32 protein-coding genes and 1 pseudogene are annotated in these 26,120 nt (G+C 61.1%); 12 read left to right on the top strand and 21 right to left on the bottom strand.

The features are described from left to right. The first annotated feature begins 5 nt into the window (after positions 1-5). Both G3572_RS20390 and G3572_RS20385 read left to right on the top strand, forming a co-directional pair. Positions 6-734 carry a DsbA family protein gene (locus tag G3572_RS20390; protein ID WP_164615321.1) on the top strand — a complete coding sequence of 243 codons (729 nt, stop codon included), beginning with the start codon at positions 6-8 and terminating at the stop codon, positions 732-734. Beyond that, the gene (locus G3572_RS20385) at positions 731-1,378 is read left to right on the top strand and encodes a hypothetical protein (RefSeq protein WP_164615319.1); all 648 of its coding nucleotides are present in this window, start codon (positions 731-733) and stop codon (positions 1,376-1,378) included. Before G3572_RS20390 ends, G3572_RS20385 begins: the two co-directional genes overlap by 4 nt. A gap of 39 nt (positions 1,379-1,417) precedes the next feature. Here G3572_RS20385 and G3572_RS20380 read toward each other — a convergent pair whose 3' ends face one another. Next, positions 1,418-1,885, bottom strand: a complete 468-nt coding sequence (locus G3572_RS20380) for a DUF411 domain-containing protein (protein WP_164615317.1) — start codon at positions 1,883-1,885, stop codon at positions 1,418-1,420. Positions 1,886-1,979: 94 nt separating this feature from the next. After that, complete coding sequence (locus G3572_RS20375; protein ID WP_164615315.1) at positions 1,980-2,591, bottom strand: hypothetical protein; 612 nt, start codon at positions 2,589-2,591, stop codon at positions 1,980-1,982. Positions 2,592-2,773: 182 nt separating this feature from the next. Between G3572_RS20375 and G3572_RS20370 the strand changes: the two genes are divergently transcribed. The 3 genes from G3572_RS20370 (at position 2,774) to G3572_RS20360 (ending at position 5,241) form a co-directional block, all read left to right on the top strand. Continuing rightward, positions 2,774-3,130, top strand: a complete 357-nt coding sequence (locus tag G3572_RS20370) for a hypothetical protein (RefSeq protein ID WP_164615313.1) — start codon at positions 2,774-2,776, stop codon at positions 3,128-3,130. 62 nt (positions 3,131-3,192) lie between these two features. After that, positions 3,193-4,662, top strand: a complete 1,470-nt coding sequence (locus tag G3572_RS20365) for a multicopper oxidase family protein (RefSeq protein WP_164615311.1) — start codon at positions 3,193-3,195, stop codon at positions 4,660-4,662. Positions 4,663-4,719: 57 nt separating this feature from the next. Further along, positions 4,720-5,241, top strand: coding sequence for a TlpA family protein disulfide reductase (locus G3572_RS20360; protein WP_240335662.1), 522 nt, complete (start codon positions 4,720-4,722; stop codon positions 5,239-5,241). A gap of 60 nt (positions 5,242-5,301) precedes the next feature. On the opposite strand, the gene G3572_RS20355 is transcribed toward G3572_RS20360, so the two are convergent. From G3572_RS20355 to lnt, 7 genes are all read right to left on the bottom strand, one after another. Beyond that, the gene (locus tag G3572_RS20355) at positions 5,302-5,772 is read right to left on the bottom strand and encodes a DUF411 domain-containing protein (protein WP_164615309.1); all 471 of its coding nucleotides are present in this window, start codon (positions 5,770-5,772) and stop codon (positions 5,302-5,304) included. Next, positions 5,769-6,932 carry a M23 family metallopeptidase gene (locus G3572_RS20350; RefSeq protein ID WP_164615307.1) on the bottom strand — a complete coding sequence of 388 codons (1,164 nt, stop codon included), beginning with the start codon at positions 6,930-6,932 and terminating at the stop codon, positions 5,769-5,771. The genes G3572_RS20355 and G3572_RS20350 overlap by 4 nt, the downstream gene beginning before the upstream one ends. A 16-nt stretch (positions 6,933-6,948) precedes the next feature. Next, positions 6,949-7,491: an SCO family protein gene (locus G3572_RS20345; RefSeq protein ID WP_205518835.1), complete on the bottom strand. Its 543-nt coding sequence runs from the start codon at positions 7,489-7,491 to the stop codon at positions 6,949-6,951. A gap of 38 nt (positions 7,492-7,529) precedes the next feature. Next, complete coding sequence (locus G3572_RS20340) at positions 7,530-7,937, bottom strand: copper chaperone PCu(A)C (protein WP_354004076.1); 408 nt, start codon at positions 7,935-7,937, stop codon at positions 7,530-7,532. Between the two features lie 69 nt (positions 7,938-8,006). Then, positions 8,007-8,600 carry an SCO family protein gene (locus G3572_RS20335; RefSeq protein WP_108437554.1) on the bottom strand — a complete coding sequence of 198 codons (594 nt, stop codon included), beginning with the start codon at positions 8,598-8,600 and terminating at the stop codon, positions 8,007-8,009. A 104-nt stretch (positions 8,601-8,704) separates the two neighbouring features. Then, entirely contained in the window at positions 8,705-8,878 is a 174-nt protein-coding gene (locus G3572_RS21945; RefSeq protein WP_174213677.1) for a hypothetical protein, read from the bottom strand. Beyond that, positions 8,875-10,437, bottom strand: coding sequence for an apolipoprotein N-acyltransferase (lnt, locus tag G3572_RS20330; protein ID WP_240335661.1), 1,563 nt, complete (start codon positions 10,435-10,437; stop codon positions 8,875-8,877). Before lnt ends, G3572_RS21945 begins: the two co-directional genes overlap by 4 nt. Positions 10,438-10,704: 267 nt before the next feature. Between lnt and G3572_RS20325 the strand changes: the two genes are divergently transcribed. The 3 genes from G3572_RS20325 (at position 10,705) to G3572_RS20315 (ending at position 13,783) form a co-directional block, all read left to right on the top strand. Next, complete coding sequence (locus G3572_RS20325) at positions 10,705-11,298, top strand: L,D-transpeptidase (RefSeq protein ID WP_108437555.1); 594 nt, start codon at positions 10,705-10,707, stop codon at positions 11,296-11,298. Between the two features lie 347 nt (positions 11,299-11,645). Then, positions 11,646-12,299, top strand: coding sequence for a L,D-transpeptidase (locus G3572_RS20320; protein WP_108437556.1), 654 nt, complete (start codon positions 11,646-11,648; stop codon positions 12,297-12,299). Between the two features lie 749 nt (positions 12,300-13,048). Next, the gene (locus G3572_RS20315) at positions 13,049-13,783 is read left to right on the top strand and encodes a cytochrome c biogenesis CcdA family protein (protein WP_164615303.1); all 735 of its coding nucleotides are present in this window, start codon (positions 13,049-13,051) and stop codon (positions 13,781-13,783) included. A 3-nt stretch (positions 13,784-13,786) separates the two neighbouring features. Here the strand turns inward: G3572_RS20315 and G3572_RS20310 are convergent, their stop codons facing one another. Then, positions 13,787-15,112, bottom strand: a complete 1,326-nt coding sequence (locus G3572_RS20310; protein WP_164615301.1) for an Nramp family divalent metal transporter — start codon at positions 15,110-15,112, stop codon at positions 13,787-13,789. 121 nt (positions 15,113-15,233) lie between these two features. On the opposite strand from G3572_RS20310, the gene mntR reads away from it, so the two are divergent. After that, on the top strand, positions 15,234-15,686 hold the full coding sequence (gene mntR / locus G3572_RS20305; RefSeq protein ID WP_164615299.1) for a manganese-binding transcriptional regulator MntR: 453 nt from the start codon (positions 15,234-15,236) through the stop codon (positions 15,684-15,686). Positions 15,687-15,691: 5 nt separating this feature from the next. On the opposite strand, the gene G3572_RS20300 is transcribed toward mntR, so the two are convergent. From G3572_RS20300 to G3572_RS20280, 5 genes are read right to left on the bottom strand one after another with little or no spacing between them, the layout of a single operon-like run. Beyond that, positions 15,692-16,351, bottom strand: a complete 660-nt coding sequence (locus tag G3572_RS20300; protein WP_164615297.1) for a DsbA family protein — start codon at positions 16,349-16,351, stop codon at positions 15,692-15,694. Further along, positions 16,348-16,785 carry a disulfide bond formation protein B gene (locus tag G3572_RS20295; protein ID WP_240335660.1) on the bottom strand — a complete coding sequence of 146 codons (438 nt, stop codon included), beginning with the start codon at positions 16,783-16,785 and terminating at the stop codon, positions 16,348-16,350. The genes G3572_RS20300 and G3572_RS20295 overlap by 4 nt, the downstream gene beginning before the upstream one ends. After that, positions 16,772-17,257, bottom strand: coding sequence for a signal peptidase II (gene lspA, locus G3572_RS20290; protein WP_164615293.1), 486 nt, complete (start codon positions 17,255-17,257; stop codon positions 16,772-16,774). The genes G3572_RS20295 and lspA overlap by 14 nt, the downstream gene beginning before the upstream one ends. After that, the gene (locus tag G3572_RS20285; RefSeq protein WP_089258441.1) at positions 17,254-17,877 is read right to left on the bottom strand and encodes a methyltransferase family protein; all 624 of its coding nucleotides are present in this window, start codon (positions 17,875-17,877) and stop codon (positions 17,254-17,256) included. The genes lspA and G3572_RS20285 overlap by 4 nt, the downstream gene beginning before the upstream one ends. Before the next feature lie 4 nt (positions 17,878-17,881). Next, complete coding sequence (locus G3572_RS20280) at positions 17,882-20,191, bottom strand: heavy metal translocating P-type ATPase (RefSeq protein WP_164615291.1); 2,310 nt, start codon at positions 20,189-20,191, stop codon at positions 17,882-17,884. Between the two features lie 89 nt (positions 20,192-20,280). Between G3572_RS20280 and G3572_RS20275 the strand changes: the two genes are divergently transcribed. Beyond that, positions 20,281-20,718: a MerR family transcriptional regulator gene (locus G3572_RS20275; protein ID WP_164615289.1), complete on the top strand. Its 438-nt coding sequence runs from the start codon at positions 20,281-20,283 to the stop codon at positions 20,716-20,718. A 399-nt stretch (positions 20,719-21,117) separates the two neighbouring features. On the opposite strand, the gene G3572_RS20270 is transcribed toward G3572_RS20275, so the two are convergent. From G3572_RS20270 to G3572_RS20260, 3 genes are all read right to left on the bottom strand, one after another. Further along, complete coding sequence (locus G3572_RS20270; protein WP_164615287.1) at positions 21,118-21,960, bottom strand: hypothetical protein; 843 nt, start codon at positions 21,958-21,960, stop codon at positions 21,118-21,120. A gap of 217 nt (positions 21,961-22,177) precedes the next feature. Next, positions 22,178-22,822, bottom strand: a complete 645-nt coding sequence (locus G3572_RS20265; RefSeq protein ID WP_164615285.1) for a hypothetical protein — start codon at positions 22,820-22,822, stop codon at positions 22,178-22,180. Positions 22,823-22,882: 60 nt separating this feature from the next. Continuing rightward, the gene (locus tag G3572_RS20260; RefSeq protein WP_164615283.1) at positions 22,883-23,182 is read right to left on the bottom strand and encodes a hypothetical protein; all 300 of its coding nucleotides are present in this window, start codon (positions 23,180-23,182) and stop codon (positions 22,883-22,885) included. A gap of 169 nt (positions 23,183-23,351) precedes the next feature. Between G3572_RS20260 and G3572_RS20255 the strand changes: the two genes are divergently transcribed. Both G3572_RS20255 and G3572_RS20250 read left to right on the top strand, forming a co-directional pair. After that, on the top strand, positions 23,352-23,672 hold the full coding sequence (locus G3572_RS20255) for a hypothetical protein (RefSeq protein WP_164615281.1): 321 nt from the start codon (positions 23,352-23,354) through the stop codon (positions 23,670-23,672). After that, the gene (locus G3572_RS20250) at positions 23,644-23,982 is read left to right on the top strand and encodes a hypothetical protein (RefSeq protein WP_164615279.1); all 339 of its coding nucleotides are present in this window, start codon (positions 23,644-23,646) and stop codon (positions 23,980-23,982) included. Before G3572_RS20255 ends, G3572_RS20250 begins: the two co-directional genes overlap by 29 nt. 250 nt (positions 23,983-24,232) lie before the next feature. Here G3572_RS20250 and G3572_RS20245 read toward each other — a convergent pair whose 3' ends face one another. The 3 genes and pseudogenes from G3572_RS20245 to G3572_RS20235 form a co-directional block, all read right to left on the bottom strand. Beyond that, a complete protein-coding gene (locus G3572_RS20245) occupies positions 24,233-25,255 on the bottom strand; it encodes a nucleotidyl transferase AbiEii/AbiGii toxin family protein (protein WP_164615276.1) in 1,023 nt (340 codons plus the stop codon). Next, positions 25,248-25,841: a DUF6088 family protein gene (locus tag G3572_RS20240; protein ID WP_164615275.1), complete on the bottom strand. Its 594-nt coding sequence runs from the start codon at positions 25,839-25,841 to the stop codon at positions 25,248-25,250. Before G3572_RS20240 ends, G3572_RS20245 begins: the two co-directional genes overlap by 8 nt. Before the next feature lie 57 nt (positions 25,842-25,898). Beyond that, positions 25,899-26,021 (bottom strand): annotated as a pseudogene (locus G3572_RS20235) (antitoxin of toxin-antitoxin stability system); the annotation flags it as partial. Between the last annotated feature and the right edge of the window lie 99 nt (positions 26,022-26,120).

The raw sequence follows: 26,120 nt of genomic DNA, 5'->3' as shown, positions 1-26,120 counted from the left end.
GCCCGATGCGAATGAAATCCCTGCTATTTGCCAGTGTCTTCTGTTTCCAGGTCGCCATGCCGTCCTTCGCGCAGGAGGTCTCGGATGAACGCATCAAGGCTCTCGTGGCCGAAGCCCTGCGCGAAAACCCCGAACTGATCCTCGAGGCGCTTCAGGCCCTCGAAGAACGGCAGGCTGAAGCACAGGCAGCCGCCGCAACCGCAGTATTGGCCAACGAGCGCGACACATTGGAACGTGACCCCAACGCACCGGTTCTCGGCAATCTGGAGGGCGATATCACGGTGGTCGAGTTCTTTGACTACAACTGCCCCTACTGCAAGCGCGCCATGCCGGAAGTCGACGCTCTTCTGGCCGAAGACGGCAACATCCGGTTGGTGATGCGCGAATGGCCAATCCTCAGCGAGGGATCTGCCTTTGCCGCACGCGCCGCGCTCGCATCCCGGAAGCAGGGCAAATATGCTGAGCTCCACAATGCTCTGATGGGCATGCGTGGCAAGGTAGAAGCCGACACGGTGCTGCGTGTTGCCGGCGAAATCGGCTTGGACTTGGACAGACTCAAGGCAGACATGCAGGCGCCAGAGATCGACGAGCACATTGCAACCTCGATGCGTCTGGCCGAGGCGCTCGGTTTCAACGGGACGCCGTCCTTTGTCGTGGGCGATCAGTTGGTGCCGGGTTTTGTTGAAAAGGCGCAGCTTTCCGAAATCGTGGCTTCTGTTCGGGCATCAGAATGAGTGGTTCGAAACGAGTCGCTTCGGAATGCTCCCGTTGCACCGCCTTCCCTGCTCGCAGGACGATCTCGGCCGTCCCGGCCCTCGCGGCGGTACTATGGATCGCTCTGTCTGGAATTGCGGCAGCGCATTCGTTCACCGCAGCAATTCTCGTCGTCGGTGAGAATGTTGAGCAAGACCTTGCGGAGGCTGTCCGAGGATTCCTGCTGGCTGCCGACGAGCGGGACGGGCACCCAAACGAAACCTCCGACGGGCATCTGGGCGGCGTTGACGTGCATGTTCTTCCGCTTCCGGCCGAAGCCACCAGTCTGGTCCAGGAGTTGACTGGCCCACCAGACGAGGCGGCTGATGTCATCATCGTCCTTGGACCGAAGCCTTCCGCCGACGACGCGGCGAGCAAATACAGCCGTGCGAGCACCGTTCTGTTGCAAGCACTCCTTGCGGAGGGCTGGAATGGTGATGACCGCATGGACGGTTTCATCGCACGCTACCGGCTCGCCTACGGCAAAGAGCCCGGTCTTTTGGCCGCCTCAGCCTACCACGCGGCGCGCAGGTTGGATGTCGCGATCAGACCGCTTGACGGAGCGGGGCCGCGGGATGAGCTTCTGGAAGCCTGGCAAGCTTCCGAGGTCGGCTTGCCAAGATGATCCTGTGGTGTCTGGCGCGGCGCTCACCGGGTGGGGTTCTCACGCCGCCGGATAGCTGGTGAAGACCGTACTGCTTCCGTCTTGACCGACCAGGACCACGTCATAAGCCTGACGCTCTGTCTCTGGACCCATTCCCGGTGAGCCGAATGGCATGCCCGGAACGGAAAGTCCTACCGCCAAGGGGCGTTCCGCCAACAGCCTGCGGATATCCGCTGCTGGAACGTGCCCTTCGATGGTGTAGTCGCCCATGGTCGCCGTGTGGCAGGACGACAGGTTCTCCGGGATGCCGCGCTCCCGCTTGTAGGTCGCGAGATCTTCGACACTGCGCTCTTCAAAGCTGACGTTGAAGCCGTTTTCGCGCAAGTGGCCGATCCAGGCGTTGCAACAGGGGCAGCCAGGGTCCTTCACCACATGGATCCGTTCGTCCCCTTCGGCCAGCAAAGGCACAGTGCTCATGGCAAGGATGGCCGGTCCGGCAAGAAGAAGAGTACGGCGCGCAAGGATCATCAGAAGCCCCATTCTATGTGTGACCGCAAAATACTGCCAAAGGCCGGGCGTGGCGAGCGTAGTATGGCTCCCAATAGGCCTGATCACCAAGAAACTACCGAAGACGCGTGTCCCCGGCCTGCACCAGAAGGACGCCGTGATTCTCATCTGCGTCATCGTCCGTAACCCGGCGGGTCTGAACGCCCTGCAGATCTGCGAAACCTTCCATCATCCGTTTCGGAAACCAGGTCATTGGAAGGCTTTCGAAGCCGGGAACGCCGTCAAGTACGCGCGATATTGCAATCGTGCAATTCGCCTTGGGCACCGCGCCGTACACTTTGGCACGCGCCATGATCAGGTCCGCAACTTCTGGCGAAACCATGATTGTCTGCTCAACAACGTCGTAAGTTTCGCGCGCATGGTAGTCGATGTAGAAGTCGACCATCTTCGGCGTGATCCCGAAATGGACGTCGTTGCGCTCTGGAAGCTTCGGATGTCGCCAAGTTCCCGCCGGGTCAAAGAGAACACGCTCTGAGCCATTGATCAAAAGCCCGGCATGCGCACCGGCGCCGCTGCGGGTCGACATGACGGTATAGAGCGTGACCGAGGTCGGGCCGACATGTTCATAGCGCGCCTTAGCCACGGCTTCATCTGGCGCCCAGATCGGTTCGGCACCGCAGGCGGACAGCCACAGGGTTGCGAAAAGGGCGAAGAACAATCGTTTCATGGCGTGTCTCGTCAGACGAGTGATGTTTTCTCGACCCTAGTTCGGTTGCCAGTAAACTCTGCGCTATCAAGTCAAGACGAGGGAAAACGCGGCAATTCTGCTGCAGTCGACGCTATGGCCATGTGGTCCAGACACCAAACTGTCAGATGACGGGACCAGGCCACACTGATACAGTCGAGATCATGACCCATTCGTCGTTTCCTATGCGTGCATTGATCCTCGCCGCCTATCTTTTGGCGGCGATCCTGCCGATGCTTGCCTTCGCCGAGGGTCGGCAACAGACTCAGGCAGACCATGAACAGATGATGGCGATGGCTGGCCATGTGGCGCATATGTCATCCGCAGGCAGCCCGATTGACGATGCACAACGTCTGCTGTGCCAGCAACATTGTCTTTTTGCAGGTGCGGCTCTTCCCGCACCAAGCCCGGGCGTCGTCGCCATCGCGCGTTCGGTTGAAATCAACTTGAACAATGACCTGCTGGCCGCATCGCTGGCGCTCCCGCCACCTGGCCCACCTCCGAAACGCACACTGATCTGACCCTACAGCTCCGGTTCGCCGGGGCCTTCAGTCTTTTCACATTGCGATACAGGAGAATTCGCATGATCGCTCTCTCTCGCCGCGGCTTTCTGGCCGCTTCTGCGGCTACTGCCGCCTCACTTATTCTGCCTGCGCGCGCTCGAGCCCAATCAGCCCGTATGTCGCTGACGGCGACGACCCGGACGCTCGATGTCCGGGGCAAGGCAGCCACCGTCTGGGGGCTATTGGACGGCAACGGCCGGTCTGGATTGGTTCTCGACCCGGGTCAGGCATTTGCCGTCGATCTGGCGAATACCTTGGCTGAGGCGACCATCATCCATTGGCATGGACAGATCCCGCCGAACGTGCAGGACGGCGTGCCGGACATGCCCATGGCCACGCTGCAACCGGGCGAAAGCCGCGCCTATGACTTTGCCGCGCGCCCGGGCACGCACTGGATGCATGCTCATATCCCCGAGCACGAGATGCTGCTGCTGGCCGCACCCCTGGTCGTGCGGCGACCCGAGGACGTCGCTGCCGATCGGCAGGACGTTACGATGTTCCTGCATGACTTTTCGTTCAAGTCGCCTGCGGAGGTGCTGGCAGAGATTACGGGTGGCGCGTCCATGGCCGGGATGGACCACAGCCAGATGGGTCAGGACGGCATGGCCGGCATGGACATGGGCGCGATGGGTCAGGGGGACATGATGGCCATGCCGGGCATGGACGGCATGGCGATGGACCTGAACGACTACAACTTTGACGCCTACCTTGCCAATGACCGGACGCTGGACGACCCCGAAGTCCTGCAGGTGGACAAGGGCAGCAAGGTCCTTGTTCGGGTGATCAACGCGGCCGCCGCGACGGTGTTCTGGATCGACACCGGCGCACTGACCGGGCGGCTGGTTGCTGTGGACGGAGAGCCGGTGCAGCCCCTTCCTGGCAGCCGTTTCGGAATCGCGATGGGCCAGCGGCTTGACATCGAGATTGATGTTCCAGCCGAAGGCGGGGCCTTCCCGGTCCTCGCCTTGCGCGAGGGTGCAAGAGAACGGACGGGTCTCGTCCTTGCGACGCCGGGGGCCACGGTGACGAAGGTTGCCGACATGTCCGACGCCGACCATCCTGCCTTCAGCGCCGATCTGACGCAGGAAGCGGCCCTGCGCGCCTTCACCCCACTGCCGGAGCGCGCGGCATCGTCGCAGCCAATGTTGATGCTGGGCGGCTCGATGATGCCCTACGTATGGACCATCAACGGGCAGACCTGGGGCAAACATTCCCCGGTGAGCGCGAAAACCGGCGAGCGTGTCGAGATCATGTTCCACAACATGTCAATGATGGCACATCCCATGCACCTGCATGGCCACGCTTTCCAGGTGGTCGGAGTGGGCCAGGATCGGATCGCAGGTGCTGTTCGTGACACCGTTCATGTGCCGCCGATGGGGATGGTGACGGTCGCGGTGGATGCGGGTGAAGTGGCGCGCTGGATGCTGCATTGCCACCACATGCCGCATCTCTCGACGGGCATGATGACTGAGTTCGCGGTTTCGGCCTGACGACGGTCCGGACCCACAGATTGCCTGCGGGTCCGGCCTTCCGCGAAGGGAAAACCAATGTCTGTTCAGATGGGTCGTCGACCTCTCCTTGCCGGTCTCGCAGCGAGCTTCATTGCGGGACCCGCCGAGGCGCGACCGCCTTTCCGGCTGCGAAAGGACCCGCAGCCTGTGCTTTCCCCGCCTATCCAGGATGAAGCAGGAACCACCAGGGTTCTTGGGGACTTTGCCGGGCGTGTGATCCTTCTGAACATCTGGGCGACTTGGTGCCCGCCCTGCCGGGAAGAGATGCCAGCACTCGACCGATTGGAAGGGCTGCTTGGAGGCCCGGATTTTGCCATACTACCTCTTTGCATCGACGAAGGCGGGATCGAAAGGGGCCGACGTTTCTATGATGAGGTCGGACTTGTAGACCTACCGCTTTACTGGGCGGAGCCGCTGCGGGTTCAACTGGCACTCGCCTTCATCGGACTGCCGACGACGCTTCTGATCGACCGCGAGACGCGTGAAATCGGGCGGCTTCAGGGCCCTTTCGACTGGGGAAGCGACGAGGCTGTCCGTCAGATATCGGATCTGCTTTGATCGGTCGCCATTCCCTTGGCTAAATCCCTGCCTAGCCCGTTGGGTTCGGAAATGGACAGATCAGGCTGCCTGATAACTGGTGAAGATCTCGAGACTTCCATCCCGGCGAACCAGCAGGACGTCATAGGCGTCTCGACTGTCTTCTGATCCCATGCCGGGGGAGCCGTAGGGCATGCCGGGCACTGCGAGGCCGACTGCGTCAGGACGCTCGTTGAGCAGCCTGCGGATATCGGCAGCCGGGACATGGCCTTCGAGCGCATAGCCGTCAACGGTGCCCGTGTGGCAGGAAAAGGCCTTTGCCGGAATGCCCTGATCCATCTTGAAGCGGATCAGCAACGTTCCCATCGACACCTCGTCCGTTACTTTGAACCCTTGTTCGCGCAGGTAATCCACCCATGCCTCGCAGCACTCGCAACCGCGCCCTTTGACGACATGGATCGGTGGTTCTTCCTCTGCCCTGGCGGCAGGGGCCAGGGCGACGGCTGCTGATGCAAGCATGAGTTCACGGCGACCGATAAGATACCTTTTCATCCACGTTCCCCATCAGTTTCTGGCATGAAGCCGGTTTCGCTGCGCCAAGTGGCGAGTGCATCAAGGTCAGCAGCAGTAGCAATCTCTTGCTCCGGCAGGGCGTCCTGGTCTTTCGGGTCGACCGGTCGGCCATCGACACGCACTTCGTAATGGAGGTTCGGGCCGCTCACGAGCCCGGTCGCTCCGACCGCGCCAATCTCGTCGCCCGCCTTGACCCGCGTTCCGACGCGAACGTCTTCAGCAATCTCAGAGAGATGCGCATATCGCGTGACGACCCCACCGCCGTGGTCGATGTCGATCGTGATGCCATAGCCGCGGATCGAGCCCGCAAAGGTCACCCGCCCGGCGCCGGTCGCCGAGACTTCAGTGCCCACGGGGGCCGCGTAATCGATCCCGGTATGCATACGGACCCCGCCCAACACGGGATGGTTCCGGCGGCCGAAGACGGACGACAAGCGGGCACCAAGGATGGGAGCGGCGGAACGCTGCACGGCTTCGCCATCTTCAAAGACGATGACCGGGCCGGCGGCTTCGGTCGCAACGAGTTCGAGGACGCGATCTGTAAGCTCCAGTCGCGCGTAACTCAGGCGCGGCTCTCCCGCGATGCTGCCATCGGGAAGCTGGTCTTCCTGCCAGACCAGCGCGAAGGTCTCTGCGCCTTTGAGGTCGCGCCTGAAATCAACCTGACCCGCAAGAAGTGCGGTTAGGTCAACCGCAAAGCGTTCCGGTGCATTCCGGGCCGTCAAAGCGTCGTAAAGGGTTCCGTCGAGGGTTAAGGTCTCACTCCGGTCCGTCACACGAACTGGTGGGTCAAGCCGTTGTGCTGCGATCGGCCCGTCGAAGGTGAGAGCAATTTCCACTCCATCTTCCACGAACAGTGAAAGGCGCGTTAGCGATGCCGGATCACCGGACGCTGCCGTCCATTCGATCCGGTGGCCAGGTCGCAGGTCCGTCAGATCATACACTCCCGAGAGTGCCAGGGCGGCTTCCGCCCGGATCGTCGGGGGGACTCCAGCGTGTCCAAGGACACTGTCCAAAGTGTCACCGGGGGCGATTGTGGTTTCGAATGCCATCGGCAATTGCGCGGTCGGGGGATCTGCCACTGCCTGGAGCGGGGCGAGAGATGCGACAGCAAGGATCAGAAATGCAGAGCGGATCATCTGGCAGAATGACCTTTCAACTGAGGGTTCGGCGGATTTTGGGAACGGCGAAGCGCCGGTCTTCATGGAAGTCGATGATGCTGGCAAAGCGCCCATCGGGGTGGAACAGGAACACACCGGCGGTGTGGTCCATCGTGTAGTCGCCGCCATCCTTGTCGACACGGCGATAGGTTACGCGAAAATCTGCGGCCGCCTTTGCCACCTCGTCGGCGGGACCCGTCAACCCGATGATGCGTGGGTCGAAGCTGCTGACGTAGTCCGCAAGGACAGCGGGCGTGTCGCGTTCCGGATCGACCGAAATCAACGCGACAATCATGCGATCGGCGTCGGCACCCAGTTCTTCGAGCCAGAGCGATATGTCGCTCAATGTGGTCGGGCAGACGTCCGGGCACCAGGTGAAGCCGAAGAACACCATGACCGGGCGACGGGCCCAGTCTGTGGGTCGGACGGACTGACCCCGGTGGTCGGTCAATGCCCAGGACATCTCGCCGATTGGCAAGGGCAGGACCTCGCTGAGAGCTGGCCTGTTGCGCGTGCGATAGGCTCCGACGCCCAGCATGAAGGCGACGGCTCCGATGGCACCTCCAGCGCCGAGGATTATTGCCCTGCGTCGGCGCAATCCGGACCCTCCGCGCGCAACGAAAGGACATCGACATTCATCGTGACCTCTCCGGCCTTTTCAAAGATGAGGGTGACCGGAAAGCTGTCCCCTTCCTTCAGGGCTGTCGTCAGCCCCATCAGCATGCCGTGGTATCCGCCAGGCGAAAGCTGCACGCTCTGGCCGGCCGGCACAGGGATGGACATCGCATGCGGCATTGATGCGATGCCGTCCTGAACGACAGTCTCGTGCAGCATCGGCATACCGGCTGCAGGCGTTGCAATGCCGATCAGCGCATCGTCCGCAGATCCAGCGTTGGTGATCCCCACATAGAAAACGCCGGGTCGCCCCGCGCCAATCGTCGCCTTGGACCAGGCGTGCTCAACGGTCAGATCACCGATGGTCACGGTCTCGCAGGCCATGGCGGCAGGCGCGGACACGATCAGAGATGCGGCAAGGAGGAAGTGTTTCATGGGTCAAAGTCTCGATTGAAGGTCGGAGAGGATTTCGGCCGCCGGAGTGCCGTAGGTGAATTGACGCAGCCACGCGCCATCTGGGCCGATCAGATAGAGGCCAGGGCTGTGCGCCATCGTGTAGCCGTCCGGCGAAGTGGTGTCGGCCTCCCGCTCGTAGAAGATCTTGAAGCTTGCGGCCGCAACTTGTGTTTCGGCCTCGCTGCCGGCCAGACCGAGGATCGCTGGGTGGAACGCCTTGGTGTAGTCAGTCAGTCCAAGCCGTCTGTCCCGTTCGGGATCGATCGAGATGAAGATCGGCTGCACCGATCCTGCCTCGGATCCAAGGTCATCCATGACCTGTGCAACTTCGGAGAGTGTCGTGGGGCAGACATCCGGGCAGCTTGTGAAGCCGAAGAACACCAACAGGAACTTTCCGCGGAATTCGTCCGTCGTACGGATACGACCTTCGCTGTCTGCAAGTGCGAAGGTGGGCGTGAAAGCAGATGCTGCAGCTGCGCTGTCCTCCGTTGCAGGCCACCACCGCGCCGCCGCAAAAGCGACGACCGCCGCAGTCGCGGCGACCCAAAGGATGATCTGAAGAGAACGAAGACGCATGAACAGTCCAGGCGATGAGAACAGCGTGCGGTCTAGAACCTCGAGCAACTAGAGGTTCAACCGACAAAAAGGTGAGGAGTGCAGCACCGGCGAGGTTTCGCCGATCAGGCCGCCCCAAGAAACCGGGCAAGGGCAACGCCAAGGAGGGTGCCAAACAGCCCGAAAGCGATGGCGAAGCCTGCGCCATATTGCAGGCGGTCCAGCGTCTTGCCGCCGCGCTGTCGGGCGAGATAGTAGCCCCACAGGAATCCGACGATCCCGAAAACTGGTCCGATCATTTCTGGCTTCCTTTCAAGACCGTTTTTTTCCGCCAAACCCAGAAGGCGAAAACTCCCCAAGAGCCAAGGATAAGGAGAAGTGCGGACCAGTCGCCAAGACGGGCGTAGAGGGTCGGTGGCAGGGATCTCGGTAAGCGCATGTCGATTACGCCAGAAGTCTCAATGTCCAGCATCGCCAGTGTCTCGCCGTAGGCATCGACCACCGCCGAGATTCCCGTATTTGCGGCCCGCACGAGTGGAAGCCCCTCTTCGATGGCTCGCATCCGGGCTGAAGCCAGATGTTGCTTTGGACCAATCGAGCTGCCGAACCAGGCGTCGTTGGTTGCATTGAATATCCAGTCCGGTCGGATGGCATCATCGACCACATGCCCGGGAAAGATGATCTCGTAGCAGATAGCGATGCCCGCATAGGGATGTGGGCCGAATGCAAGGGTGCGGGGACCCGGACCGGGGAGGAAATCACCTAAAGATTCGACCAATCGCTGGAACGGCAGGACACTCCGCCACGGCACGTATTCACCAAAGGGCACAAGGTGATGCTTGGCGTAGCGCGTCAGGACGGAGCCATCCGGCGCGATGGCGAGCACAGAGTTTCGGTACACTGTTTCGTTAGAGGTAACCTCCCGCTCAGGACTGCCCGCCAACAATACGGCGGTCTTCGGCAAGAGCCACCCAAGCATGATACGGGCCCCAGTGTCTTCGGCGAGAAACCCCGGCCATGCGGTTTCGGGCCAAAGCAGGATATCGTAGTCGCCCGGGCGCGCAGAAAGAGCCAGAAGCCGAAGGATGTTGGCTTTCCGGGATCCTTCATCCCACTTGGCGCTTTGCGCGATGTTCGGTTGCACGACGCGGATTTGAGTGCCGCGCTCCGACGGGGGATCGGACAAGGTCAGGCGCGCAAAACCGAAACCAGCGACGGTGACCGCAATTGCGGTGGCGCTGGCGAAACGGATGACTTGCAACCTGCGAGCGGGCGCGCGGAAAGCCAGCCCGACCAGTGCTGAACAAAGCACCAAGAGGAACCCCAGCCCATAGCTGCCGACCAGGGAGGCCATCTGCGCGAGAGGCAACCAATCGGCCAGCGTGTAGGCAGCAAGGTTCCAAGGAAACCCCGTCAGAACATGCCCCCGCAGCCATTCAAGGCCGGTCCAGCCTGTCGCAAGCGAAAGCGAGAGCGGCAATCCGGCGCGCGCCATGCGGGCGGCAAGGGCACAGGCAAAAGCCGGAAACACTGCCAGCAGAGCTGCAAGGCCGAACACGGCTGGCAAAGCCAACCATCCGAACCGATCTGCCTCGACCTGAAAACTTTCGGTGATCCAGAAAAGCCCGGGCACGAACTGGCCTAAGCCAAACAGATATCCGATTCGAAACGCGACAGGCCACGGCGTGCCATGCAACATAATTGCCAGCACAGCGAAGGCGATCAGCGCAAAGGGCAGGATCGAATATGGCGGCAAGGCGAGGACAAGTGCGGCACCAGCGGCCAGGGCCACGCCCAAACCGGGCAGACCTTGAAGCAGCTTTCCGCCGGAAAAGGGATGAGCGTCTGAAGTGATCAATCCTGCGAAAGCCCCCGTCTTGAGTGGCGAGGGCTAATTGCTCTAGCTACTTGAGATGCAAGGCATGCGTTGCCGGATCACGGCAATGTCAGAGTGTCGAGACCTGTTGGTCGACTTCCATGGGCCCATCAGAAACCTCGCAAGAAGAACGGCGCAGTGATTGTAGCGCTTTCGGCCCAAACCGTGCTCTGTTGACGGCTCTTTGATTTGTCCCGGAGGCAAGAGGACGATACTGCCCATTCCGACACGTAGGTGAAGGAGTGATCCATGGCCGAGGAACGGATCGGGCGACGGGCTTTGATGGGCGGAGCAGTCGGGATGGCGGGTCTTGCGGCCCTACCAGCCTTGGCGCAGGACGGCACGACCGAGTTTCAGGCTCCTGTATCCGGCAGCGTACGGAACAACGTGTCCAGCTTCCGGATGCCTCAGTGGCGGGACTATTTTGAGAATACTAAGGGTGGTGCAATTCTGGCGGACACAAAATCACGCGCACTGCATTACTGGTCAGAGGATCAGTCGATCTACCGGCTCTATCCCTCGTCCGTCCCCCTGTCCGAGGAACTGACGCGGCTCGGGCGGACCGAGATTGTCCGCAAGGCTGTGAACCCGCCGTGGCGTCCGACGGCATCCATGCTCGAGCGCAACCCGGACTGGCCGAAGATGGTCGAAGGCGGATCCAAGGACAACCCGCTTGGTGTCCGCGGATTGTATCTGTCCTGGCCTGCCTATTTGATCCACGGCACCCATGATACCCGGAAGATCGGTCGCAGATCATCGAACGGGTGCATCGGCCTCTACAACGAGCATGTCATTGAACTTTACGAGCTTGCACAAGTCGGCACTCAGGTGCTGCTGATCTGACGATCAAGGGGCAAGCTGTCGGACCGCTTGGCAAAAGACCTTTTGCATCCGGCTCAGAGCTTACCGCCTTAGCCCACCGTTCTGCGTGAGAAAGTGAGAGCGTTTCGGCCGCATGAGATGCAAATGTATCGAGAAAAGCACAGGGCGGTGTTACATCGAAAGGCGCATTAGAGCTGGTGGTCTGTTCTGGGAAAAATTTGTGTCCGGCAGTAAGCGCGACAGTCTTCGTCTTGCTGTATTGCGGAGGTAACAGTGACTTGACTGGACTTGAGACCAGAAAGCGGTGCCGTTAACGACTAACCCTTCTGGTGTATTCGGGAGGCACTCATATTGTGAAAGCGAAGCGGATGGTCGATCGACGCGGATTTTTGGTAGGCGCCGCCGCGCTAGTTTCCTCTCCAGTGGTGGCGGGCTCGCATCTTCAAGACCAGTGGGACGCGTGGGACGCAGAGGTGACACCACTTGGCTATGAACCTACCACAACGAACCCTTGGGGACTTCATCCGCGCCTGTTGCCGACGCGCGTCCAAGCGCGCACTGGTCTGGTTCCCGGTGACATCCATGTTGATGCGATCGCCCGGTACTTATACCATATTCAACCAGATGGATCAGCTATGCGCTACGGTGTCGCCATCGGCCGCGACGGACTTTACGAACCTGGAACCTACACGATCAGGCGCAAGGCGAAGTGGCCCAACTGGACACCAACCGCGTCGATGATTGCGCGGGAACCAGAGATCTACGCCAAGTTCGCTGACGGGATGGCACCGGGTCCAGGCAATGCCTTGGGATCACGCGCACTTTATCTCTACCTGGGCGAAAGGGATACGTATTTGCGCATTCATGGAACCCCACTCCCGCGGTCTATCGGCAGCCGGGCAAGCTCAGGTTGCGTCCGCATGGTAATGCCACACATCAATGATCTTTACGATCAGGTCCAAACTGGTGTGACAGCCCACCTTTATCCAGCTGAAGAAGGCGATAGGGTCACCACCGCATGACCCTTCCGCTTGGCCGCGCGTTCCATGGTCAACACTACAACATGGACACGCTCGACCGAAAGTGGACGTTTGTTCGTATCGCGACTATTGGCTCAGCCCGTTACTTCGGATTGAACAGCAGCCTGTGTGCAGATTGGGCGCCCCGCGACGGTTCGCAGTGGCAGCATTGTCGTCTCGACCGGCCCGACGTAGCGGTACCAGTAGCAACCGTCCTCTGGCCTCAAAAGCACTTCCTGAAGATTCTGGTAAGGTGCGGCAATCGCCCCAACCCCTTCCGGCAATTCTTTGAGAAACCCTGTTTCCTTGTCGATTGACTGACTGGCCGGAACTGAGCAGGCACCCACAATTAAGCAGCACCCAAGTCGCACAAGAATTAGCGTCGATCTGCCTAACATAAAAATTCCCCTTGCTCGGGCTGAACGCCACCTCAGACCGTGCGGAAGTAAACAAGCCAGCGATGGAGCGCTAAAGTCGTCCCATGCTTGCCCCAGAGAGCAGTTCGGACGACAATCTCTGACGGCACGGATACACCCACTTATGGATCGAGGTTCAAGTCTTGTCGGCGAACTGCGCGCGCGGTTCACTCAAATGTGTACCATGATCGTCTTGATTCCTGCCCTGCATGGAAGCGGGAGGCAAGAACCTGCTTGCTGCTCAGGTTGCTTGAGGTGTTAGCGAACTCTCAGGCTTATCGCGTCGAATGTCGGGCGATGGTGTCAATTTCATTTGTCGAAAAGAGAGCAGGACCCGTGTTTGAAATTTCTGGCGTTGGAGTCCTCGCGGCCTTTTTGGGAGGGGCTCTGTCATTCCTGTCCCCGTGCGTGCTGCCGCTGGCGCCCGGTTATGTGTCCTACATAGCAGGGCAACCGGGCCAGAGTGCGCACGGTGGCGTGCAGATGAAAACTCGCCTGAATCGCCTGCTCTTGAGCCTTTATTTCGTTATGGGTTTCTCGACAGTATTTATTTCCTTGGGCGCTGGTGCCAGCCTTCTCGGTGGCTTGCTTTTGCAATGGAAATACGAGCTCGGCATTGTCGGCGGTGCGCTTATCATCGTGTTTGGATTGGTCATGACCGGGCTTATACGGCCGGGCATCCTGCTCCGTGACACGCGATTCACATTTGATGCAAAAGGCGGAAACCCTCTTGGCGCCTATTTGCTTGGGCTCGCGTTTGCTTTTGGCTGGACGCCTTGCATTGGGCCAGTTTTAGGGTCGATCTTGACGGTGAGTGCGGCTTCGGGGGCAGATGGCGTGGCCCTTTTGACAGTGTACTCGGTCGGCCTTGGTGTTCCGTTCCTGTTGCTCGCCGCATTTACGAATGAACTGGCCGCACGCATCAGGCGACTTGGTCGTGCAAGCCTCTGGCTTCATCGGGTAGCGGGCGTTGTCATGATCGCTATGGGTATCGCTGTAATGACCGGGCAGATCACGGATATTGCTTTCTGGTTGCTAGAGACATTTCCTGTTTTGGGAACGATCGGCTGAGGGTCAGCCCAAAAGCACGGTCGACAGCAGGTTCACGTTCAGCACGATAATCACGGCCGCAATCAACCAACAGAGGCCGGTCAGCCAGCGGGGTGCGACCAGTTCGCCCATCTTGGCGCGGCTGGCTGTGAACATCACCAAGGGCACTATGGCGAAGGGAAGCTGGAATGACAGCACCACCTGACTCAGGATCAAAAGCTCACCCACACCACCGCTGCCGTAGAGCAGGATCACGAAGATCGCTGGGATGATGGCAAGGCCCCGGGTAATCAGCCGCCGCGCCCAAGGGGCGATGCGCAGCCGAATGAACCCTTCCATCACGATCTGTCCGGCCATGGTGGCGGTGACAGTGGAGTTCAGCCCCGCGCACAAGAGCGCCACCCCGAACAGGACCGGCGCCAGTGATGACCCCAGCAAGGGTTCCAGCAGCAGATGCGCCTTGTCGATCTCGGCCACATCGTTTTCGCCCACGGTGTAGAAAGCCGCGGCGGCGAGGATCAGGATCGAGGCATTGATCGTCAGCGCGAACATTAGCGCAATGGTGCTGTCCCAGGTCGCCAGCCGCAGCGCCTCGCGCTTGGCGGGCAGATCAAGCCCGAAGGCCCGAGTCTGCACGATGCCTGAATGCAAGTAGAGGTTATGCGGCATGACCGTCGCCCCGATGATGCCAAGCGCGAGGTAGAGCATCGTCGGGTTGCTGACGATCTCGCTACTGGGCGCGAACCCGGCGATCACCTCGCTCCAGACCGGGTCGGCCTGCGCGATCAAGACAACGAAACATGCCGCGATCAGCGCCATCAACGAAATGATCAGCGCCTCGATCCAGCGGAACCCCTTGTTCTGCAGCCACAGGATCAGGAACACGTCGGCGGCGGTGATGAAGATGCCGATCTCCAGCGGGATGCCGAAGAGCAGGTTCAGGCCGATCGCGGTGCCGATCACTTCGGCCAGGTCGGTGGCGATGATCGCCAGTTCGGCAAAGATCCAGAGCGGGACCGACATCCATTTCGGAAAGGCGTCGCGGCAGGCCTGCGCCAGGTCGCGCCCCGAGGCGACCGCCAACCGCGCGCAGAGCGATTGCAAGAGGATCGCCATGATGTTCGACAGAAGCGCGACGAACAGCAGAGTGTAACCGAACGCTGCACCACCGGCGAGTGAGGTCGCCCAGTTACCGGGGTCCATATAGCCCACGGCCACCAGATAGCCGGGACCGATAAAGGCGAGAAACCGGCGGAACCGGCTGGTGCCGCCGTTGCCGACCGCGATGGTGCGGAAAACTTCCGAAAGGGAGGGTGTCTCGCTCTCACGACGCCAGGCTTGGGTCGACATGGTTTTTCGGAACTCCTTGCTTGACCACGATCCCGAGAAGACGCGGCACATAAAGTTAGACAAGGCTAACATTCTGCCCCGCGCCTTTACTTGTCAATCCGTCCCGTGCGAGATTGCTGTAATGAAAGAGTTCGACCCTGCTCCCCACGCCACATCGGATGACCGGCCTCCGGACCTGCGCGCCGGAGCGTTTCAGGGCGTACGGGAAGCACGGCGTAATGAGCTGGCCGAAGATTACGTCGAACTGATCGCAGAGCTGATCCACGACCAAGGCGAGGCGCGGCCGGTGGACATCGCCGCGCGGCTTGGCGTGAAGGTGCCGACGGTGAGCAAGACGCTCGACCGCCTGGCGCGGGAGGGGCTGATCACGCGCGCGAAGTATCGGTCGGTCTTTCTGACAGAGGAAGGCCGCGCATTGGCCAAGGAATGCCGACGGCGGCACGAGATCGTGCTGCGCTTTCTCATCAGTTTGGGTCTCGATCCCGAGACGGCGGAGCGCGATGCCGAGGGCATGGAGCATCACGTGAGCGAACGAACTCTCGCCCTGTTCGCGGCCTTTGCCAATCGATCCTGAGTGCTTCAGGAATTCTCGACTGCAAACCGCACATCGGCGATCAGGCTGTCGGCGCTGAAGTTTTCCAGCCGCTTGCCGTTTAGAAAGAAAGTTGGCGTCTGGCGGATGGCCAAAGCTTCTACGTCGGCCGCGTCCTGGTTCAGGATGCCTGTGATCCCCGGGAAGAACTGGTCGGTTTCGGCCTTCTCCAGATCGAGACCAGCAGCCCCGGCGATTTCCCAGGCGACATCCATCTCGGGCGAGCCATGAACGGCCCAGCCGGGCTGCTGTTCCAGAAGCGCGTCCAGCACCGGCTCGAACTTGTCCTGCATCCGCGCGGCTTCGAGTATCCGCACCGCCTCGTCCGAGCCTTCATGGAAGACGGTATAGCGGAGCACGACGCGGACCTGGGTCGGGAACTGCCGCCGGATTTCCTGCACCACAGGGTGGTAGGCGCGGCAGGCCTCGCAGGATGGGTCAAAGAATTCAACGAGAGTGACGGGCGCATCGGCGGGGCCGAAGCTGGGGGAATAGTCCCGCACCAAAAGTGCCTGATCCTCGGTTTGCGTGGCGGCAGCCGCAGCCTCTGCCTCGGCCGCACGACGACGGTTCAGGACGATGGCGCCGCCCGCAAAGGCGGCGATCCCGAGTGCAGAGGCCCCGATCAGGAGGGTGCGGCGGTTCATGGGCGGTGCCCTTTCGGCAAGAGGAGACAAACAAGGATCGCCGCGAAGGCGACCGCTGAAAGATAGGGGATGGGCAGGCCGAGGATCATCTGTGCCTCGCCGGTGCAGGATGGGCCATTCTCAGTGCAAGGCACGATAGGCGCGGGCAAGAGGCCGGCGTATAGACCCGAATGCCAGGCCGCAAGTGCCAGCCCGGCCAAGGCCAACGGTAAGGCGTATGTGCGCGCTATGCCGTCTGCGCGCCAGAGCGACAGACCAAGGATTGGCGCGAGCGGGAACATGGCGATGCGCTGATACCAGCAGAGCGTACAGGGCATCTGTCCCAACACTTCGCCGATAAAGAGCGCGCCAAGCGTCGCCGCCAATGCAATCAGGAAGGCGGCGATCAGTGAGAGATCGTCGCGCGACAGACTCTGCGGGTCAGCTTTGGTCAAGAACATGCTCCTTGCGGCGTCGAAGGGGAAGAGAGGCGGCAAGGATCAAGACCGCGCCCAGAGTGATCGCAATATCGGCGACGTTGAACGTGGGCCAATGCCAGTCGCGCCAATAGAAATCAAGAAAATCGGTCACGGCACCCTGTCGCAGGCGGTCGATGATGTTGCCAAGCGCGCCACCCGCAACCAGGCCATAACCTATTCGTTCCAGCGGGTGCTGCGCCCGAAAAGCCATGACGGCGAAGGCAAGCGTCAGCGCGCCCGTCAGCGCCGCCATCAGGAGCGGCTTGCCCGCCATGACGCCACCCATCATACCAAAACTCGCACCCTCGTTGAAGCCAAGGGTGAGGTTGAAGCCCGGAAAAACCGGGACCGCAGTCCCCTGCGACAGCGCAGACAGGGCCGCTGCCTTGGTCAATTGGTCTGCCACCACTGTGGCAGCGATCAGGCAGATCAGCACCGCTCGGGTCATCGTGCAGCCTTTCGGTTTATGCCGATCCAGCGCGGGACCGATGCGGCGTAACGGTCATAGTCAGACCCGATTGCGTCATGCAGGGCGGCCTCTTCCGACCGGACTTGCGTGCTGGCCGACCAGAGAAACAGGATTGGCGCGAGGACTGTCGGGACTGCCGGGACCGCCATCGCAACACCTGCCAGCAGGGCAAACTGACCGACAAAGGTTGGGTTGCGGCTAAAGCGGTAGAGCCCGTTCGAGACCAGATCGCCGGTCTCGCCGCCTGCCACGCCGACGCGCCACGACGATCCCATCGACATCTGTGCTGCAAAGGCGACCATCGCGCCAAGTCCGGCGACAAATACTCCGATCAGGCCGAGGACCACGGCACCCCCCTCGGTCCAGAGGGGATCGACCTTGTGCAGGGCAGGCATGGCGAGCCAGAGGAGTGGCCCGAAAAAGGCAAGTACGAAGGCGAGACGGAAGCCCATCGCAGCCAGACGGTCGCGTCCAGTGGCGCGCGAAAACAGCCAGACAGGCCGACCCGCCGCTTGCGCCGCCAGCGCACTACCCCAGAAGAACAGAGCCAGATAGCCGAACAGAAGGGCCAGCGCGGCCCAGCCAAAACCTGAGATCATGATGTCAGCTCTCACGCTCAGGGTTGAACCGAAGCAGGCGCAGGGCGTTCAGGGTCACAAGCACTGTCGCCCCGGTATCGGCCAAGATCGCAATCCACAAGCCGGTCAGACCGAAAACCGAGGTCACCAGAAACACGGCTTTCAGCCCCAATGCGATGGTCACGTTCTGGCGGATGTTGGCCATCGCTACACGCGACAGGCGGATCGTGGCGGGGATGTCTGTCACCCGGTCGCGCAGGATTGCCGCATCGGCGGTTTCCAGCGCCACATCGGTGCCCGAGCCCATCGCCACGCCGACCGACGCCTGCTTCAGCGCCGGCGCATCGTTGATACCGTCGCCAATCATCATGACGCCGCCCTTGGAGCCGATCTCGCGGATATAGGCGAGCTTGTCTTCGGGTAGCATGTCGGCCTCGAACTTCAGGCCGAGGCTTCCGGCAATCGCGGAGGCTGTGCGGGGGTTATCCCCAGTCAGGATCACCGAGGTCACCCCCATGGCCGTCAGCTGGCGCACAGCATCCTTGGCGTCCGCCCGTGGCTCGTCTCGCATGGCGATCAACCCAAGTGGGGTCTTCTCGCGGAACACCGCAACAGCGGTCTTGCCATCCTCTTCGAAGATTGTGGCCTGTCGCAAACCAAGGCCTTCAAGCCCACCATGTTCCATCGCGTAACGCGGAGAGGCGACCCATGCCGGCGCACCACCCACCGTCGCGACCACGCCTTTCCCCGTCAACGCCTTTGCATCCTGCGACGACAGCGCTGCCACGCCTGCGTCCTTTGCCTTGTTCAGGATGGCGATGGCCAGCGGGTGGCTCGACCCCGTCTCGACCCCGGCCGCAACGGCCAGAAGCTCGGCTTCGGTGGTGGCCCCGAACGGCACGACGTCCGTCACCTGTGGACGACCATGTGTCAGCGTCCCGGTCTTGTCGAAGGTCACGACATCAACCTTCGCCGCCGCCTCGATCACGGCACCGCCTTTCATCAAGAGGCCGCGCCGCGCGCCCGTGGACATAGCCGAGGCAATGGAAGCGGGGACCGAAATGACCAGCGCGCAAGGGCAACCGATCAGCAGTAGGGCAAGACCGCGGTAAACCCAGATGTCCCAAGGCTGGTCGAACGCCAGCGGCGGCACCAGCGCCACCAGCGCCGCCACGGCAACGATGGCGGGCATATACCAGCGGCTGAAGCGGTCGATGAAGCGCTCGGTCGGCGCGCGGGCCTCCTCGGCCTCTTCGACCAGACGGATGATGCGGGCGATGGTGTTGTCTTCCGCGCCCTTGGTGACTTTTACCCGCAGCGCTGCCTCGGTGTTGATTGCGCCTGCGAAGACCGCATCCCCCGGCCCGCGCGTCTTGGGCACGCTTTCGCCAGTGACCGGGCTTTCATCGACGCCCGACGTGCCGTCCACGATCTCGCCATCCGCCGGAATCCGGTCGCCGGGGCGGACCAGCACGGTCTGGCCGACGTTCAGGCTTGCGGCAGGCACCTCGCGCGTGGTGTCGCCGGTGACGAGTTGCGCGGTCTTCGGGACAAGATTTGCCAGTGCCCGGATCCCGTCGCGCGCTTTGCCTGCCGCGACGCCTTCCAAAACTTCGCCCACGGCGAAGAGGAAAACGACCAGCGCCGCCTCTTCGGCCGCATTGATGAACAGCGCGCCGATGGCAGCGATGGTCATCAGGCTTTCGATGGTAAATGGTTGCCCCATCCGCAATGCCGCAAAGGCACGCTGCGCCACCGGGGCCACGCCGATCAGACAGGCCGCGACGAAGGCCCATTTGCCGATCTCGGGCGCAAGATATTCGATGATCCAGGCGGCACCCAGCAAAAAGGCAGTGAAGATCACCAGCCTACCCTTGGCCGTTTGAAACCACCGCTTGCTCCGGTCAGCAGGGTCGTCATGGATATGGCCGGCGCTACCGTGGCTGGACTCGTCCTGCTTGGTGCCGGCTGCCTTTAGGCCGTGATCGTGACCGGCATGATTGTGACTGGCATGATCGTGTTTGGCGTGATTGACATCCGCATCCGCGTCAGTCTTTTCGACTGCAGCTTGTCCGGGCAAAACGAACTCCTTCTTCGCCGATGCCGTGCGTGGCGCAATCTCGTAGCCAAGTGCGCGGACAGTCTTTTCGATCCTGTCTTTCCCGGTCTGTGTTTCATCGAGCATCAGTCGCAGGCGCTCCGACATGATCCCGACCTCAACGCCGCTTACTCCCGGCAGACGCGCGACAGCATCTTTGATTTTAGTTGCGCAGGACCCGCAGTCCATGCCTGTCACTGTCCAGTCGCAGGACGTTTCGCATGCAGCTTCTGGCATCGTCATTCCTCCTGCCGCAGGGCGGGCAGTTGATTTCATCGAATCAGTAACCTAATGTCTCTAGCAACTATAGCTTCAAGAGGAATCTGATGCTGACCATCGGAAAATTGGGCGAAGCCGCCGGGGTGAAGGTTCCGACGATTCGCTACTACGAGCAGATCGGCCTTTTGCCCGAAGCGGAGCGTAGCTCAGGTAACCAGCGGCTTTACAGCCGCAAAGCGCTGGAACGACTGGCCTTCATCCGCCACGCCCGAGACCTGGGCTTCAGCCTCGAGGCAATCCGCGACCTCCTCAGCCTGTCGGACAAGCCCGACCAATCCTGTGCCGCCGCCGATGCCATCGCCAAGGCGCAACTGGCTGAGGTCGAAAGCCGTCTTGCGAGGCTGACGGCGTTGAAAAGCGAACTGGAACGCATGGTCGTGCAATGCGCAGGCGGGAAAATCGCCGATTGCAGGGTGATCGAAGTGCTGGGCGACCATTCCCTATGCTCTGCTGATCACCGCCACCCCGAGCCTGAGCCGAATTGACGGCCACCACAAGCGCGCGTGCGGTTGATGCCGGAGCAGCGTCGGCGCGAGATCGCGGTGTGCTTCATCTATTGGACATATACGCGCCAAGTCGCAACAAAACTTTGACTGGTTCCCGGTTTGGCAAGTCCTGCCATCTTCTCCAGTCTGTTAACCTTGGTACTTTCGAATCTTGCAAGAAGGTCGGGTGCGGTGAATGATGAGATCTACATCATTTCCTTTCGGTTCCTGGCGTGCAGAGCAGTAGTGGTCGAATCATGTCTGACTAACGCACCAGTCGTTCTTTTTTCCCTCCTGACCGGCGCGAGACGTCACGTAACAAGCAATCGCTCAAACCAAAAAGCTGGTCAACGACTGCTTACCGTGGCCACGATGAATTAGAATTCGGAGTTTCTCTTCTCATCGCGATATCTCAGTCGCGATGACCGCGTGGCCATGGACCGCAAGGATGGCCGCGAATCTTGCGCATCCGAATTGTTCAGCGACTCTAATAACCCGGGCATCGTAGGCCGCTTTGCCAATAAGCCTGCAGAGATCAGATGCGTGAAACTGCCAATTCTTGCTCGGAGCAGCCGAAATCAGCCGCTGCAGTTCCTGTTCCTTCAGGGTTGCCGCGCGCTTCGGCTCTACGTGCACAGCGCCTTTCACTTTCGTTTCTGGCAAGGCGCGCCACCGCCGCATGAAGCCCAGAAGAAACCCCGCGGGCACAGCTGCATTCCCGCGCGCTCTGTTGAACGCAAGGAAGCGCTCCCAGATGACCTGCGCATCGACGTTCCAGCAGGCGAGCGACGCTTTCGCAGCCTTGATCGGATCCGCCCAAGGTGTGCGATAAACGTTGCTCCCTGCATCAATGTCGATCCTGCCTGCAAAGATAGTTTTGTTCTTAGAGTCTCTAGATAGTGATGTGTCGCCTGAGGCTGACACGACATCTGGCGGCGCATCGGCAGCCTCGTGCCCCCCAAACCTGAAGAGCCACGGCGCGAACTTACCGTTTGGCTTCCACCGGACCAGCGCCAATCCTGAAGCCGCAAGCTCGACCAACAGTGCCGTGAGGTGCTGACGCGACACTCCCATCTTCTCGGCGAGATGCGCCAGCGTGAACGCGGCCGTTCCGCGTTCCAGCCCGTTGTAGCCGTCCTTCCAAGCAATCCCGTCGAGGATGATCGTCGCGAGCTTGTGCGCCGCCGTGGAGAGCGGCGTTTCGGTGATACGGCGCAGGATGGCACCGGTCGTGAGTTCCATGATGTGTCGTTCCGTCTTGGGGCGACACCAGACCGTGAGGCGTGCAAAATTTCGTTCCGGCAAAGGCATTTGCCGGTTGAACGGGTCCAAAGCTCGCGCTAGATTCCCACTACCACGAGGAAATCAGTGCGGCGTCGGGCTTATGGTCTGGCGTCGTTTCTGTTTGTGGGGGTCTCAGTCTTTCGATCGTATCGGTTGAGACGGTATGGCTAGCTCATCAGTAGCGCACCTCCTCGAAGCCGTAGGTGCCCTCGTAATCGGTCCAGTCGACGAAGACCCCGCGGAACCAGTAGTCAGAACAGCTAGTCCCCGGGCGGAACGCTGAAGCGGACGGAACCCGGGCCGGCGTGGACCGCGCCCAGGCGAAGTCACCCTGTTCTCCGTAGGCCCCCTCGCGGATGGTCGACCAGGTGTTGCAGTCACCGTCCCTGTTTCGGTGCCGCCGGTATTCGATCTGAAACACATGGATCGAGCGCACGAAGTCATAAGCCGGATCCGATATGTCGACGTCCGCACGGTCTTGGGCCAAGTGAAGCTCGCGGGAGCTCTCGACCTGTGACTGGGGCCGTGGCCCGCCCTCTGGCCATAGCGCAATCTCGAACAGCCGCTCCATAGGGGCTATTTCGCGGTTCAGGGACGCCCGCATCGGACAGTTCCAGATCTGCAGCGGCGGCTCCACCGGCCAAGGCGTGATCCGGGCGATGAACACAGCGCGGGCGTTGGCGCATTCCGCCGAAGCTGGCCATCCGCCAGCGAGGCAGAGAAGGATCGCACAATCGACGGGATAGGCGGCAGCGGGCGCCGAAAGAGAAACTGAGACGGCAGTCGCTGCGACGGCGGCCACAGCTCGTAGGGAGTTCATTGCTGGTTTCCTTTTGAAAGATCCGGGAGGGGAGGGGCAAGAAGACCTGATCTGGCGCGATCAACCGTCAGGCTCCGGGCCGAGGGACTGGTAGTCGGGGATGACGCGGTTGATCTCTTCAGACACCGCGGCTCGGGCGGCATCGAGACAGCGCAGATATGCCTGCGCCTCATCGAAGTAGGCTGTGAACTCCTGCCCGATCTCCGTCCGATACTCGGCACGCGTGGCTGCATCGGTCACCGGTGCAGGCGGGACCGGCGGCAGGCAGTCCAACACCGTCACCGTTTGCGCTGCCCCGCAGACAGGCATCGTGAGCAGGGTGGCGGCGAGGTAGGCGCGTCTAGAGAAGAAAAGTGGCATGCATGGTCCCGGGGTTTCAAAACATGTGCATGAATTGCAAAACACCGCTATTGACGCAATAGGATTCTACCGCTAGTGGTGCCGTCACGTTGCGCGACGACATGTTTCTCATCAGCGCGACATGCACTATGTTCTGCCGTGAGCGTGTTGCTTCGGAAGGTGCCAACCCATGAGGAACTTGACCCCGGTGATCTTGCAGGCCGGACTGAAGGAGGCCCTGACCGAAGGCGGCATCGTCGAAGCCCTCTGTGTCGAGGACGCAAAGAAGGTTCTCAATGTCTGGCAAGGCACCTGGCGCATCCAGTTGCGCCTTGGCGACCAGACAGCCCTTCTGGTGATCTCGCGTGGGCTCGAACCCCGGGAGTTCAAGACCGTCACCGGTCTGATCTCCTTCGCGGTCGAGCTGGGTCTGACCACGGTCCCCGTTCCTTTGAAGAAGGGCGAGAAGGCGACCTGGACCCATGACCCGGAGGCAGAACCTACCCCTTGATCTGACCCTCTGTGGCGGGCTGGCGCTTTGGCTCATCGCCGCACAAGGTGCTGTGGCCGAGGTCATCGACCTCGGGGCAGGGGCAGAGGACCTGCGGGTTCGGGCCAGCGTTCTCGATTTTGGCAAAGAGCTCCCCAAACGCGGCGACCTGAACGGCGCCGAGTTCGCAGATGGAGCTGAAGCCGATGCTGATGACGAAGGTCTCGTCGTCCTCGCCTCCTACAGCACATCTCAAAAGCGCAGCGGACGCCGTGGTGTTTGGCCTGCTTCCACGCGGGCCCAGTATCCTCGGGGCGGTTTCGGCACTTGAAGGCGCGCGCAGAGCTTGGCAACGGCAACGTCCGAGATGCCCATGTCACGCGCGACCTCCACGGTCGGCTTCTCCCAAATGAGCGCAAAAAGCTCCTCGCGCGATATGTCCATTCTCAATGTCCGGCGACCACAGGCTTCTGTTCTCAATAAGACTTTTGAAATTCACAGGCCATGCCTCCGCCCTGCCTAAGGCAAGGCGCCGCACGAAGCGGATAACGACGTAGGCGGGAACAAGTGGGAGTGGCGATCTAGGAAGATTTGGAAGCTGCGTTGGCCCTTCTGGCGATGTCAGCGCAGCGGTCCATCAAGTCGCCAAAGGGCTCTGGTGTCGTTGCAAGCAGGCCGTCCTCGGCCATCCGGCGGTAATCGTCAGCGAGAGCGTCGAGGGCTGCACCGCTTGGGGCCAGTTGCAGTTGCCCAGAGGTTGCGGTGCCATAATCGATCCACGTGGCATCCGCCGCCTTCTCTGCAAAGAACATCGTCTTGTGCCGGGCGACAGCGGTCGCAAGCGCGCGATCTTCGATGGCCGCAGCGGCGATGCCCGCATCGTCCAACCGGGCGACATCATGCCAGTGGCGAGAAAAGCGATCCCCTCGCATACGGTTTTGCAAACAGAAGACGTGGATCGCTGTCGCCTTTTCCCAGAACGTCCGTTCCGCATGCATCACGCGCGGGCGGGCTGTGGGAAACTCAACGCCTTCGATCGCCGACGCGGCATCGCAAACGATATCGCGTGGGGATGCGGGCTCTCCTGTAGAACGCGCGCCGAATTCCAGCATTACGCTCGGAGAAACGTATCCCGTGCCTTGGGCGAGGTGCGGGTAGTCGACAAACAGCTTGTCGCCGTCAATCCGAAGCCTGGCATCGTTTCCCTCTTGATCAATCGCCTGTTGCAGGATCGGCTGAATGGTCCCGGCCACCCATTCAGGCAATGCGTGTCGAACACGTTTCGACCAGCGCCGCTCTTCACTGGATGTGGCGGGCATGGCGTCTTCACGGCCCTCGAGCAGATCCGGGATCAGCGCTCTGATATCGAAGGTCAGATCCACATCCTCGGAAAACCGGTCAATGACCTGGTAGGCCTTCGACAGAGAGGTGCCACCCTTGAAGACGAGGTTTGTACCAATGGGCGATCCAAACAGCTGCTGGATCGCCCAGACCACCCAGACGTCCTTTTCGAGGAGATGGGCTGGTCGGCCGAGCCGATCGGCCGCGACACCAAGAGCATCCAGTCGGTCCTTGCCGCTGAGGCGCAGGAATGCCTCAGCCATGGACCATCTCTCCGACCAATCGTGCCAGCCAAGTCGGAAACTGCGGCGCGGCGGACATCAGCTCAGTCTTTGCCGTCTCCGTAAGCTTGGATCGCAGGATTTGCAGGGCCTTGGGAGCCTCATCCGGCCCGAGCCATGCCAGCGCACGGACGGCCTGGCCTGAGGTCTTGCTCCCAAGGGCCAACTGCCAGCGCGGCGCATGACGCAGTTCGACCGCTTGCCGGCCAAGGTTCAGCACACGGCTTCGACCGGAAGTAAGGTAAACCGACTTGACCGGCACCTGTGTCGTGAGGCCCAGAGCGTTTGCCGCAGCAGCACCGCTCGGGACGATCGTCTCGCCCCGCTGCACAGCGAGCGCTTCAATCGCCTGTTCAGCCGACGGACTGCGCGGACCAAAGCGTGTCTGGACGGGGCGCATGTAAATGCCGCGTCCCGCACGGATCAACTCGCCGCGCGCGGCCAGACGCGACAACGTCTGATCGACCGCCGCGCGCGAGCCCAGGTGCAGGAGCCCCTTCGCTGCCAAGGGCACTCCCTCCGGCAACGTCGTCGCGACATTCATAATGCTCTCGGCCATGCGCTCCATGATCGCTCCTTTGTCAGAAACATACACGGTTTTCTGACAGTTTTCAACCGTGCGCTCTCACCCGAACCGCCGCCCGGCTTCGGTGAAGGTGTACTCGTTGACGATGATCCCCTCCTCGATGGCCTCGTCCGAAGTCAGATGGTCGTATTCCGCCTCAAGCTGGCGGTAGAGCCAGCGGGCCGACAACGATTCATTATGCACCTCATTCTAAGTGTTTGTAATCATTGGAAGTGTAGTTTGCCGGGGATCGCGACACGGGGCATTTCGGTGCCTCAGGGC

Origin of the sequence: Pseudotabrizicola algicola (genome assembly GCF_010915705.1) — a bacterium.
Lineage (GTDB): Bacteria > Pseudomonadota > Alphaproteobacteria > Rhodobacterales > Rhodobacteraceae > Pseudotabrizicola > Pseudotabrizicola algicola.
This window is presented reverse-complemented; position numbering and strand designations above follow the sequence as displayed.

Excerpts from the sequence above, each read along its gene's own strand:
- G3572_RS20360 (WP_240335662.1), top strand. The coding sequence starts at position 4,720 with ATGTCTGTTCAGATGGGTCGTCGACCTCTCCTTGCCGGTCTCGCAGCG.
- G3572_RS20310 (WP_164615301.1), bottom strand. The coding sequence starts at position 15,112 with ATGTCGACCCAAGCCTGGCGTCGTGAGAGCGAGACACCCTCCCTTTCG.
- G3572_RS20285 (WP_089258441.1), bottom strand. The coding sequence starts at position 17,877 with ATGATCTCAGGTTTTGGCTGGGCCGCGCTGGCCCTTCTGTTCGGCTAT.
- G3572_RS21945 (WP_174213677.1), bottom strand. The coding sequence starts at position 8,878 with ATGATCGGACCAGTTTTCGGGATCGTCGGATTCCTGTGGGGCTACTAT.
- G3572_RS20385 (WP_164615319.1), top strand. The coding sequence starts at position 731 with ATGAGTGGTTCGAAACGAGTCGCTTCGGAATGCTCCCGTTGCACCGCC.
- G3572_RS20325 (WP_108437555.1), top strand. The coding sequence starts at position 10,705 with ATGGCCGAGGAACGGATCGGGCGACGGGCTTTGATGGGCGGAGCAGTC.
- G3572_RS20260 (WP_164615283.1), bottom strand. The coding sequence starts at position 23,182 with ATGCCACTTTTCTTCTCTAGACGCGCCTACCTCGCCGCCACCCTGCTC.
- G3572_RS20375 (WP_164615315.1), bottom strand. The coding sequence starts at position 2,591 with ATGAAACGATTGTTCTTCGCCCTTTTCGCAACCCTGTGGCTGTCCGCC.
- G3572_RS20335 (WP_108437554.1), bottom strand. The coding sequence starts at position 8,600 with ATGCGTCTTCGTTCTCTTCAGATCATCCTTTGGGTCGCCGCGACTGCG.
- G3572_RS20380 (WP_164615317.1), bottom strand. The coding sequence starts at position 1,885 with ATGATCCTTGCGCGCCGTACTCTTCTTCTTGCCGGACCGGCCATCCTT.
- G3572_RS20350 (WP_164615307.1), bottom strand. The coding sequence starts at position 6,932 with ATGATCCGCTCTGCATTTCTGATCCTTGCTGTCGCATCTCTCGCCCCG.
- G3572_RS20265 (WP_164615285.1), bottom strand. The coding sequence starts at position 22,822 with ATGAACTCCCTACGAGCTGTGGCCGCCGTCGCAGCGACTGCCGTCTCA.
- G3572_RS20355 (WP_164615309.1), bottom strand. The coding sequence starts at position 5,772 with ATGAAAAGGTATCTTATCGGTCGCCGTGAACTCATGCTTGCATCAGCA.
- G3572_RS20270 (WP_164615287.1), bottom strand. The coding sequence starts at position 21,960 with ATGGAACTCACGACCGGTGCCATCCTGCGCCGTATCACCGAAACGCCG.
- G3572_RS20240 (WP_164615275.1), bottom strand. The coding sequence starts at position 25,841 with ATGGAGCGCATGGCCGAGAGCATTATGAATGTCGCGACGACGTTGCCG.
- G3572_RS20320 (WP_108437556.1), top strand. The coding sequence starts at position 11,646 with ATGGTCGATCGACGCGGATTTTTGGTAGGCGCCGCCGCGCTAGTTTCC.
- G3572_RS20275 (WP_164615289.1), top strand. The coding sequence starts at position 20,281 with ATGCTGACCATCGGAAAATTGGGCGAAGCCGCCGGGGTGAAGGTTCCG.
- G3572_RS20390 (WP_164615321.1), top strand. The coding sequence starts at position 6 with ATGCGAATGAAATCCCTGCTATTTGCCAGTGTCTTCTGTTTCCAGGTC.
- mntR (WP_164615299.1), top strand. The coding sequence starts at position 15,234 with ATGAAAGAGTTCGACCCTGCTCCCCACGCCACATCGGATGACCGGCCT.
- G3572_RS20255 (WP_164615281.1), top strand. The coding sequence starts at position 23,352 with ATGAGGAACTTGACCCCGGTGATCTTGCAGGCCGGACTGAAGGAGGCC.
- G3572_RS20370 (WP_164615313.1), top strand. The coding sequence starts at position 2,774 with ATGACCCATTCGTCGTTTCCTATGCGTGCATTGATCCTCGCCGCCTAT.
- G3572_RS20365 (WP_164615311.1), top strand. The coding sequence starts at position 3,193 with ATGATCGCTCTCTCTCGCCGCGGCTTTCTGGCCGCTTCTGCGGCTACT.
- G3572_RS20280 (WP_164615291.1), bottom strand. The coding sequence starts at position 20,191 with ATGCCAGAAGCTGCATGCGAAACGTCCTGCGACTGGACAGTGACAGGC.
- G3572_RS20245 (WP_164615276.1), bottom strand. The coding sequence starts at position 25,255 with ATGGCTGAGGCATTCCTGCGCCTCAGCGGCAAGGACCGACTGGATGCT.
- G3572_RS20250 (WP_164615279.1), top strand. The coding sequence starts at position 23,644 with ATGACCCGGAGGCAGAACCTACCCCTTGATCTGACCCTCTGTGGCGGG.
- G3572_RS20345 (WP_205518835.1), bottom strand. The coding sequence starts at position 7,491 with ATGCTGGGCGTCGGAGCCTATCGCACGCGCAACAGGCCAGCTCTCAGC.
- G3572_RS20300 (WP_164615297.1), bottom strand. The coding sequence starts at position 16,351 with ATGAACCGCCGCACCCTCCTGATCGGGGCCTCTGCACTCGGGATCGCC.
- lspA (WP_164615293.1), bottom strand. The coding sequence starts at position 17,257 with ATGACCCGAGCGGTGCTGATCTGCCTGATCGCTGCCACAGTGGTGGCA.